This window comes from Halobellus sp. H-GB7 (assembly GCF_030848585.1).
Classification (GTDB): Archaea; Halobacteriota; Halobacteria; order Halobacteriales; family Haloferacaceae; genus Haloquadratum; species Haloquadratum inordinatus.
Genome location: NZ_JAVDDW010000006.1, coordinates 165,373 through 175,110, shown reverse-complemented (window position 1 = coordinate 175,110; position 9,738 = coordinate 165,373). Strand labels below are relative to the sequence as shown.

Below are 9,738 nucleotides of genomic sequence, written 5' to 3'. Positions count from 1 at the left end.
CTCAAGTCCCGAAACGCCGGCCGGGCGACGTTCCTGCCGATCACGAAGATGGACGACCGGGGGCTGCCGCAACTCCCGGATCACCCCGGCGTCGTCGACTTCGCCCGCAACCTCGTCGACTACGACGCCGAGTACGAGTCCGTCTTCTCGTACGTGCTGGGCTCGACGCTCGTCGTCGAGGATATGCAGACCGCCCGCGACCTGATGGGCGACTACCGGATGGTGACGCTCGACGGCGACCTCGTCGAGCGCTCCGGCGCGATGACCGGCGGGTCCGGCGGCGGCTCGCGCTACTCCTTCTCGAAGTCCGGCAGCGGCCGGCTCGAACGGCTCGCAGAAGAGATCGAGGAGTTAGAAGACCGGCGTCGGAGCCTACAAGCGGAGATCCGCGAACTCGACGAAGACATCGAGGACGCCCGGAGCCGCGCGGCCGACGCCCGCGAACGCGTCCGCTCGATCGAGGCCGAAATCGAGGCCGCCGAAGCCGACGTCGAGGAGGCCGAACGTGAGATCGACGACCTCGAAGCCGAGATCGAACGCCTCCGCGAGAAGCGCGCCGAGGTCGACGAGGAGATGCGGACGATAGACGCAGAGATCGACGACCTCGACGCCGAAATCGCCGACGTCGAAGCCGAGATCGACGACCTCGAATCCGAACTCGAAGACTCGAAGATCCCCGAACTCACGGCCGAAGCCGACGGTATCCGCGCGTCCATCGACGAGAAAGAAGAGCGAATGGACGACCTCGACGGCCGGCTCAACGAACTCCAGTTAGAGAAGGAGTACGCCGAAGACGCCGTCGCAGACCTCGAAGAGACGATCGAGAACGCCCAAGAGCAGAAGGCCGACGCCCGCGACGTCATCCGCGAGAAAGAGGCCGGAATCGAAGACCGCGAGGAGGCGCTCGAGGCGAAGCGCGAGGCCGTCGAGGCGCTCGAAGAAGAGCTCAAAGAGCTCAAATCGGACCGCTCGGACTTGCAGGCGACGCTTCGGGAAGCAAAGAGCGAGCGCGACGAGAAGCGTGACGACGTCGACCGCGTCGAGTCGAAACTGGACTCGCTCCGAGATAGCGTCGAGCGGTTGTCGTGGGAGATCGACGAGTTGGAGGGGGAAGTCGGCGACTACGACCCCGAGAGCATTCCGGACCACGAGGAAGTCGAATCCGAGATCGAGCGACTTTCATCTGCGATGGAGGCGCTCGAACCGGTGAATATGCTCGCGATCGACGAGTACGACGACGTGAAGGCTGATCTCGAAGACCTCCAGGAGCGCCGGGACATCCTCGTCGACGAGCGCGAGGCCATCGAAGAGCGGATCGACCGCTTCGAGGCACAGAAGAAAGAGACGTTTATGCGGGCGTTCGACGCGATCAACGAGAACTTCACCGAGATCTTCGAGCGCCTCTCCGACGGGACGGGCGAACTCCACCTCGAAGACGCCGACGATCCGTTCGAGGGCGGATTGACGATGAAAGCCCAGCCGGGCGACAAGCCGATTCAGCGGCTGAACGCGATGTCCGGCGGCGAGAAGTCTCTCACCGCCCTGGCGTTCATCTTCGCCATCCAGCGGCACAACCCCGCGCCGTTCTACGCGCTCGACGAGGTCGACGCCTTCCTCGACGCCGCCAACGCCGAGCGCGTGGGTGAGATGGTCGACGACCTCTCGGCGGACGCTCAGTTCGTCGTCGTCTCGCACCGCTCGGCGCTCCTGGAGCGCTCCGAGCGCGCCATCGGCGTGACGATGCAGGGCGACAACGTCAGCGCCGTCACCGGGATTCAGTTGAGCGACGACGGCGACGAGGAGGAGGCGGAGGTGCCGGCGGATGACTGACTCAGCCGGGTCGACACCGGGAACCGGCGCTCTCACCGATGGCCTCCGCGCCGACCGCGGCCCAGAGCGCGACCCGTCGACCGACGACGACGAAGTCGAGCCCGTCGAACTGCTCGTCCAGTTGGCCGAGGAGGGCGAAATCGACCCCTGGGACGTCGACCTCGTCGAGGCGACGGACGCGTTCCTCGAACGTCTCGACGAGACCGATCTGCGGACCTCGGGGCGGGCGCTGTTTTATGCGGCCGTCCTCCTGCGGATGAAGAGCGACGCGCTGCTGGAACCGGACGACGAGGAGCCCGAAGACGAGATCGAGCCGTGGGAGGCCGCACTGGAGAGCGGCGGGCCGATCGCAGACAGCGAGGGCGACGGCGCGGGCGCACCGGGGTTCGATCCGGTCGACGCGCTGGAGGCGGAGATGGACCGGCGTCTCGAACGCAAACAGGCGCGTGGATCGCCAGAGACGCTCGACGAACTCGTCCGCGAACTTCGGGAGGCCGAGCGGCAGTCGTGGTGGAAGCGCCGCCGCGAGTACGACACCTCCGAGTCGCCGCACGGCCACCGCCGCGGGACCCAAACGCTCGATTACCGCTCGGCCGACGAGTTCCGCGAGGCCGACGAGCCGACCGCGGCCGACGTGACCGACACGGCCCACACCGAGGACATCGAGACGTCGATCGCGGCCGTCCAGGAGTCCATCGACGTCCACTACGACAACGGCCGCGAGGAGGTCCTGTTCAAAGAAGTCGCCGACGCCGCCGAGACGCCGGTGACGTCCTACCTCGCGCTGCTCTTTCTCTCGCACCGCGGGGACGTCCGACTCCAGCAGGACGACCTCTTCGGAGACCTCTGGATTCGGAATCCCGACGCGGAGTTCGCGGACCCGGACGCCGACGGCGACGAGGACGTGAGCGGATCGGGAGCCGACACTAGGACGGACGGCGACACCGACGCGGAAAGCGAAAAAACAGCGGACGAGGCCGTCGCGCCCGCCGCGGACGACGACTGAGGCGCGGTCCGCGTCGGCTGGCGGGTCAGGTCGTTCGTGACCCACAGGAGCCGGCGAGTCGTTCGTGACCTCCCGGGAACTGGCGGGGTCGTTCGCGACGACCGGACTTACTCGACGTACGCGCCGATGAGCGGTTCGAGGTCGTCTTTCGTCGCGTCCGGAATCGCGTCGTCGGGCGTGTTGATCGTGCCGTCGAGCGCCGTGTGGCAGTCGCAGGCGTGGTCTTCGGGGATCGCCTCGATCGCCGCCTCGACGGTCTCTTTGATCGCCGTCTCGTTCTTCGCGGCGTTTTCGAGCACTTCGTCCAGCGTGACCTCGCTGTCTTCCTTCCAGACGTCGTAGTCGGTGACGCCGGTGACGGTGGCGTAGGCCATCTCGGCCTCGCGGGCGAGTTTCGCCTCGGGGATGGTCGTCATCCCGATGACGTCCCAGCCCTGGTCGCGGTAGAACTCGCTCTCGGCGCGCGTGGAGTACTGCGGTCCCTCGATGCAGACGTAGGTGCCGCCGCGGACGACGTCAGCGTCGGTCGCCGATTCGGCGGTGTCCGCGAGGATCTCGTTGAGGTCCCCACAGTACGGATCGGCGAACGGTTGGTGGACGACGACGTCCTCGTCGAAGAACGTCAGGTCGCGGTGTTTCGTCCGGTCGTAGATCTGATCGGGGATCACGAGCGTCTGCGGTGGGAGGTCCTCGCGGAGGCTCCCGACCGCGTTCGAGGCGAGGACGTGCGTGACGCCGAGTTTCTTCAGCGCGAAGACGTTCGCTCGATACGGCAGCGTCGTCGGCGAGCGCTGGTGGTCGGGGCCGTGTCGCGGCACGAACACGACTTCGCGGCCGGTGTCGCCGAACTCGCCGACCGTCAGGGGTGCCGAGGGTTTCCCGAACGGCGTGTCGACGTCGACCTCCCGCGTGTCTCGCAGCGGTAGCGCGTCGTAGATTCCGCTCCCGCCGATGAATCCGATAGCCATAGTCGTGGCTTCGAGCGACGGCGCTAAAGCGTGATGGGTCGGCGTCGGTTCGGTGATCGTTCGCACGCGATCGGCGCGGGCCGCAGCGCCGGCGTCGCAGCGGCCTCGTAGGGAGTATCGTACGTCCCCATAGATGTCTCGCCGGACGGTACGGCGAGAACCTCCGAACAGTGACGATACTCCCTATCAGAGCACCACGCCGCTCTCTAGAACGGCGATGAGGACCGTCAGCGTGAGCACGGAGACCACCGTGGTAGCGAAGATCGCCGTCGAGACGAACTCGGTAACGGGGACACCCGCGACCTCGCCCTCGGCGAACTCGCCGACGAGGATCAGCGGCGTGACCGCCGACGGCATCGCGGATTCGAGGACGAACGTCCGCGCGACGGCGGGATCCGAAAAGCCAACCAGGAGCGCGACGCCGACTGCGATCACCGGCGCGACGACCATCTTCAGGCCGACGACGCCGCTGACAGACGACAGCGTCGATGCGACGTTCGTCCGCGCGAGTTGGATTCCCAAGAGGAGCAGCATCACCGGAATCGCCGAGTCGCCGACGAGTTGGAGCGTCGACATCGCGGTCGAGTCGACCGGCGGGACGACGCCGAGCGCGCGAGCGAGGAGCGCGGCGGCGACGGCGTACACGAGCGGCACGCGGAAGACCTGCCGGACGCCCGCAAAGCGGCTCTCGGCGCTTCCACGTGAGGCGAGGAAGACGCCCACGGTGTAGATGAGCGCGGCCTGCACGGAGAGATAGACGACGGCCGTCGCGCGGCCGGTGTCGCCGAAGGCGAAACTGGAGACGGGGACGCCGTAGTTGCCGGTGTTCGGAAAGGCGATGACGAGCGTCAGCGCCGCCAGCGCCGTCTCCGACGCGCCGAAGAGACGACCGGCGGCCTCTGCGAGCGCGATCGCGAGAACGTGAAAGACGAGAATCGCGACGGTGATGCGCGCCAGCGTGGACTGTGCGAGCGTCGTCGTCGCGAGGCTATGAAAGACGAGGGCCGGCGCGAGCACGTAGACGACGACGGTGTTGAGCGCGTCCGTCTCGATGTCGCGGACGCGCCCCAGCAGGTATCCGACGCCGCCGACGGCGACGATCGGGAGGATCGCGGTCGCGAAGACGGAGACCAGAGAGACCACGTCAGAGGGCACACGAAGTCGCTATTCAAACGCTTCGGTCGCCGGCGTGACGGGAGCGTCCGTATCGGAGGCTCGGATCCGCCCCGACCGACCCTACGCGCCGATACCTTCGTTGTCGACGAGTCGCCAGGCGTCGGTGTGAGCCGATTCGACGTAGCCGCGCCGCTCCATCTCGGCCATCACTTCGCTCATCCGATCGGGCTGGGCGATCTCCATCTCGATCCGGTCGACCGAGTGGAACTCCGAGAGGTAATGGCGGATGTCCTCGACCTCGAAGGTCTCCTCGTCGGCCTTCTCCATCACGCCGGAGATGAGGTCGATCATATCCTCGATGAAGTTCCAGGGGTAGACGATCCACGTCCACTCCTCTAAGCGCTCGCCGACGAAGTCGGGCTCGAACTCGCTCGTCTGCAGGAGTTGCAGCGTCGCGGTCCGGACCTCGCCCGCGTCGCGGTCGGTCACGTACTCGTAGGCGCGCTCGATCGACCCGCCGGTGTCGGCGATGTCGTCGATGATGAGCACGTCTTTGCCTTCGACGCTGCCTTTCGGCATCGGGTAGCGCACCTCCGGCTCGTCGGCCTTCTCGGCGGTGCCGACGTAGTGCTCCATCTTCAGGCTCGTCAGATCGTCGAGTCCGAGGAAGTCGCAGATGCACCGACCTGCGAACCAGCCGCCGCGAGCGAGCGCGACGACGACGTCCGGTTCGAAATCGGCGGTCTTCACCTGGTCGCTGACGTCGCGACAGAGCCCGTAGATGTACTCCCAATTAGTGATCGTGCAGTTGAACTGGTCGGGCAGGTCGCCCATAGATTTCGGTCACCGTTCGGTGAAGGGTGCGGCTGGACCCTTAATCTGTTCGTCTGGGCCGGCTTCGGAAGCGTCACGCGAACGACCAGCCTCAGCTCGTGACCGGGAGTGTGATCGAAACGACCGTGCCACGGGGGTCGTTGTCGGTGATCCGGATCCGCCCGCCGAGTTCGGTCACGACCCAGTTGACAAGCCACAGGCCGAGCCCGCTGCCGTGGAGGAGCGGCGTCTCTTCGCCCTCTTCGAGCACGAGCCGTTCGTTCTCGGGGATCCCCGGCCCGTTATCGGTGACAGTGATCGTCGCGTGGGGATGCGCAGCAGACTCGGAGACGTCGACAGTCAGCCGCACTTTCGGAGTGTCGGCATCGTTGTGCTGGACCGCATTCCGAAGCAGTTCCGTGAGCGCGGTTTCGAGTTCGGCGTTGACGCGGTGCTGCGTCTGCGGGATCTCGACCGATTCATCGACGCCGGCAGTAGTGTCGAGGACGTCCTGCTTTGCCCGCCGGATCACTGTTTCGAGGGACCGGACGACGTTGCGCTCGTTGTCGTCGCTGAACGTGCGTTCGATCTGCTGTACCTGGTCGCTGATCCGGAGGAGTTCGTCCGCCGAATCGATGATCCTCGAGACGGCACCCCCGGCGTCGGTCCCGTGATCGGAGAGCAGGTCGGCGTAGCCGCTGATGATGTTCAACTCGTTGCGGAGGTTGTGTCGGAGCACTCGATAGAGCACCTGGAGCTGTTGTCTGCGCCGCCGTCGCTCCGTGATCTCGGTATTGACCGCGACGAACCGTTCGACGGCTCCGTCGTCGCCGAAGAGAGGTGCGATCGTCTGGTCGATGTACTGGCGCCGGCCGTCTTTGCGGCGGTTGATAACCTCGTTCTCCCATATCTCGCCCGACGTGATCGTCTCCCAGAGGTCGCGGTAGAACCGCCGGTCGTGCTCGCCGGAGCGGAGGATGCGCGGTGTCCGCCCCAACGCTTCCTCTCGACCGTAGCCAGTTGCCTTCTCGAACGCCCGATTTACGTACTGGATCGTGCCCTCGACGTCGGTAATATAGATCGCGTGTCCGGTGTGTTCGATCGCCTTCTCGAAGAGTTCCGCCTCTTCGCGTGCGCGGATTCCCGTGATCTCGCGACCGATAGCGCGTCCGAGGTTCGCCAGGGTCTCTCGTTCCTCCCCGCCAAAGGCGTCTTCCCGCGAGGTGTAGAGATTGAGGACACCGAACAGTTTGTCGTCGTGCTGGATGGGGACGGCGGCCGTCGCGCGGACATCGAATTCCGATAACGCGTCGTGCCACGGGGTCATCTCTGGGTCAGCCGTGGCACGCTGGGCGGTTTCGACCTCACGAGACCGAAGCGCGCGGCCCGTCGGCCCCTGCCCGGTCGGGGCTTCGCCGGCGGTGATTTCGACCTGGTCGAGATACGCCGCCGCGCCGCCACCCGTCGCCCGCGGCACGACCGGATCGCCGCCCGTCTCGAACTGCCGCTCGCCGATCCAGGCGAACTGATAGGACTCGGATTCGGCGAGTCGCCGGCAGACGGTGGCTTCGAGTTCGTCCCGATCGGTCGCCTGAACGACTGCCTCCGTCGTCTCTTGCAGCGTTTGAGTGATTCGGGTGAGTTCTTCGAGCCTGTCTCGCTGGCGTTCGACCGTCCGCTCGCGCTCACGCCGCGCAGTGACATCACGGATGCTCAACACGATGTTCGGATGCGCGTCGGCGTGGCCTTCGAGGACGCTCGCCGAGACCTCAGTCTCGATGACGGTTCCGTCCTTCCGGATACACGAAAGCGCCCCGGTCCGCGCTCGGCCATCCTCGAGTACGCGCTGGACGAACGCCTCGTACGCGTCTTGGTCCTCGCGGTGGAGGTCAGCGGACGGCGACAGCGACACCAACTCAGACTCAGCGTAGCCAAGTAGTTCCGTCGCGCGGGGATTGCACTCCGCGATCCGGTCGGCCGCTGGGTCGATAATCAAAAGAGCATCGTCGACAGCGGCGAAGATCGTCTCGTAGCGCTCTTTGTTCCGTTCGAGCCGGGTCGTGAGGTCTGCAGAGAGCCGCCGTCGTTCGAGGAGGTTTTCGAGTCGTCGTCGAAACTCTGAGACCTCAAGCGGCGTCGTGATCGTCTCGTCGACGACCGATCGGAGAGCGTCAGTAAGCGTCTCACCGCCGTCGGCCGTCGCGAGCAATACGGGGAAGAATCGCGGACGTTCGCGTTCTTTGCACGCTTCAACCCACTCGTGGTGGCGTGCGAGTGCAGCAGGGTCGACGAGACAGAGGTCGCCATCGACCGCGTCTTCGGGATCGGAGACGACGACGGGGGTGTACGGCGAGTCATCCCGGAGCCACCGTTTGAGGTGTCGTCGATTCTCCTCGTGCTCCAACAGGAGGAGGATTCGCCTGTCGCGCTGTACGGTCGGTGATTGGGGATCGCGCGGGTCGAGGCGGCCGTCAGTCATCGGTACGGGGCGACTCCCACTCGGGCGTGCCCGAGAGGATACCGCGGAGCCCCGTCAGCGGTTCACCAACTGAGAGCCCATCTTCGGTAATCTCGAACTCCCGGAGTGAACGTTCGAAGTTGCTGGTGCGTTTCTTGAGAACTCCGCCGATCTTCCGGAGCGTCCCTTGGTGCTCGATGTGCTGGAGAACGACGATGTTGTCCGCGAGATAGCTCAGTTTGGCCCCCGTCGCCGAGAAATCGCCGGTGACAGTGTATGTCTCGTCGACGAGGATGACCGTCACACCCATATTCTTCAGATACCGGCTCAGCGCGTGCAGACGTCTGGTGAGTTCGTCTTCGGGACCGCGGACGGAAACCCGGTAGCCGTCGATACCGTCGGTCATCACGATATCGGCGCCTTGCTCTTCGACCTCCTGTCGGACGCACCCAGCGAACTGTTGCGGTGACAGTTGCAGCGGTTCCATCTCCTCGACGTACAGCGATCCCTGCTCGCACATCTCCGCCACGGGGACGTCGACCGACTCAGAGCGCTCGTGGAACGTCGCCATATTCTCCTCGAAAAGGTAGATCACTGAACGCTCGCCGCGCGCTGCGGCTTCCTTCATAAAATGCGTCCCGAGGGTGGTCTTGCCGACGCCCGTAGGCCCGCTGATCACCGTGACCGTTCCCCGTTCGATACCGCCGTGAAGCAGTTCGTCGAGACCAGGAACGCCCGAAGAGAGCGGTTCGGCGACGAACTGCTGAGTGTGCTCGTCGGGCTGTAATTCCGGATAGACGACCATTCCTTCGTCCGATATCTCCATCGCGTGCGTTCCGCTCTGGGCCGCCGATCCGCGGAATTTCGGAACCGAGATCGATTGACCCCGATCAGCGTCGCCGAGTTCGATCGTCCCGTCGCTGAGGAACTGCAGGTCCTCGTCGGATGAACTCGCAGTATGTTGAGAGGTGAACAGCACAGTCGCGTCGTCTCGGGTGAGATACTCGAGGAAGCCAATCGCCTGTTTTCGGAACCCGCGGTCGTCGCGGGTCAGATGCCGCAGCCGAGTGATCGGGTCGACGAAAATGCGGTCGGGATCGATCGCTTCGACCGCGTCGGTGACGCTCTCGGCGAACGGCTCCCGTTCGACATCGCTCGCCTCGAAGACAGTGTACGATTTGTCCTCGAAGAACACGTCCGCACTCGGGCTCAGATCCAGGAACTCGACGGCGTCGAGATCGAAATCCAGCGCCGTGGCGTTCTGTTTGATATCTTCGGCGGATTCCTCGAGGTTGATGAACAGCGTCGTCTCGGCTTGTCGGACGCCTTCGAGTAAGAAATGACAGCCAAGAATTGTCTTTCCGGTCCCCGGGTCACCGCGAACAAGATAACTACGACCGGGGATCAGACCACCCTGCAACACCGAGTCGAGTCCGTCGACGCCCGTCGAGAGTCGACGATCAGTCACAGCGTGTCCCCCCACAGCCCGTATGACCGACAGGGGAGCACACGGCACTCGTTGTGTTCCCTGAAATAGCGTCCGGGTT

At 65.1% G+C, this 9,738-nt stretch carries 6 protein-coding genes and 1 pseudogene; 2 read left to right on the top strand and 5 right to left on the bottom strand.

The features are described 5' to 3' along the window. Together RBH22_RS11995 and RBH22_RS11990 are read left to right on the top strand one after the other, a co-directional pair. A pseudogene (locus tag RBH22_RS11995) lies at positions 1-1,830 on the top strand (chromosome segregation protein SMC); the annotation flags it as partial. Beyond that, complete coding sequence (locus RBH22_RS11990) at positions 1,823-2,836, top strand: ScpA family protein (protein ID WP_306677616.1); 1,014 nt, start codon at positions 1,823-1,825, stop codon at positions 2,834-2,836. The pseudogene RBH22_RS11995 and the gene RBH22_RS11990, both read left to right, overlap by 8 nt. Positions 2,837-2,943: 107 nt before the next feature. Here the strand turns inward: RBH22_RS11990 and mtnP are convergent, their stop codons facing one another. The 5 genes from mtnP to RBH22_RS11965 all read right to left on the bottom strand — a co-directional run bounded on the left by mtnP (position 2,944) and on the right by RBH22_RS11965 (position 9,659). Next, a complete protein-coding gene (gene mtnP, locus RBH22_RS11985; protein WP_306677615.1) occupies positions 2,944-3,804 on the bottom strand; it encodes an S-methyl-5'-thioadenosine phosphorylase in 861 nt (286 codons plus the stop codon). Between the two features lie 186 nt (positions 3,805-3,990). Next, positions 3,991-4,947: an AEC family transporter gene (locus RBH22_RS11980; protein WP_121568983.1), complete on the bottom strand. Its 957-nt coding sequence runs from the start codon at positions 4,945-4,947 to the stop codon at positions 3,991-3,993. Positions 4,948-5,040: 93 nt separating this feature from the next. Then, positions 5,041-5,754 (bottom strand): phosphoribosyltransferase, encoded by a 714-nt coding sequence (locus RBH22_RS11975; RefSeq protein ID WP_121568984.1) that lies wholly within the window; start codon positions 5,752-5,754, stop codon positions 5,041-5,043. A gap of 91 nt (positions 5,755-5,845) precedes the next feature. After that, the gene (locus tag RBH22_RS11970) at positions 5,846-8,212 is read right to left on the bottom strand and encodes a PAS domain S-box protein (protein WP_306677614.1); all 2,367 of its coding nucleotides are present in this window, start codon (positions 8,210-8,212) and stop codon (positions 5,846-5,848) included. Continuing rightward, entirely contained in the window at positions 8,205-9,659 is a 1,455-nt protein-coding gene (locus RBH22_RS11965) for an ATPase domain-containing protein (RefSeq protein ID WP_306677613.1), read from the bottom strand. The genes RBH22_RS11970 and RBH22_RS11965 overlap by 8 nt, the downstream gene beginning before the upstream one ends. Positions 9,660-9,738: the final 79 nt, after the last annotated feature.

Excerpts from the sequence above, each read along its gene's own strand:
- RBH22_RS11990 (WP_306677616.1), top strand. The coding sequence starts at position 1,823 with ATGACTGACTCAGCCGGGTCGACACCGGGAACCGGCGCTCTCACCGAT.
- mtnP (WP_306677615.1), bottom strand. The coding sequence starts at position 3,804 with ATGGCTATCGGATTCATCGGCGGGAGCGGAATCTACGACGCGCTACCG.
- RBH22_RS11975 (WP_121568984.1), bottom strand. The coding sequence starts at position 5,754 with ATGGGCGACCTGCCCGACCAGTTCAACTGCACGATCACTAATTGGGAG.
- RBH22_RS11970 (WP_306677614.1), bottom strand. The coding sequence starts at position 8,212 with ATGACTGACGGCCGCCTCGACCCGCGCGATCCCCAATCACCGACCGTA.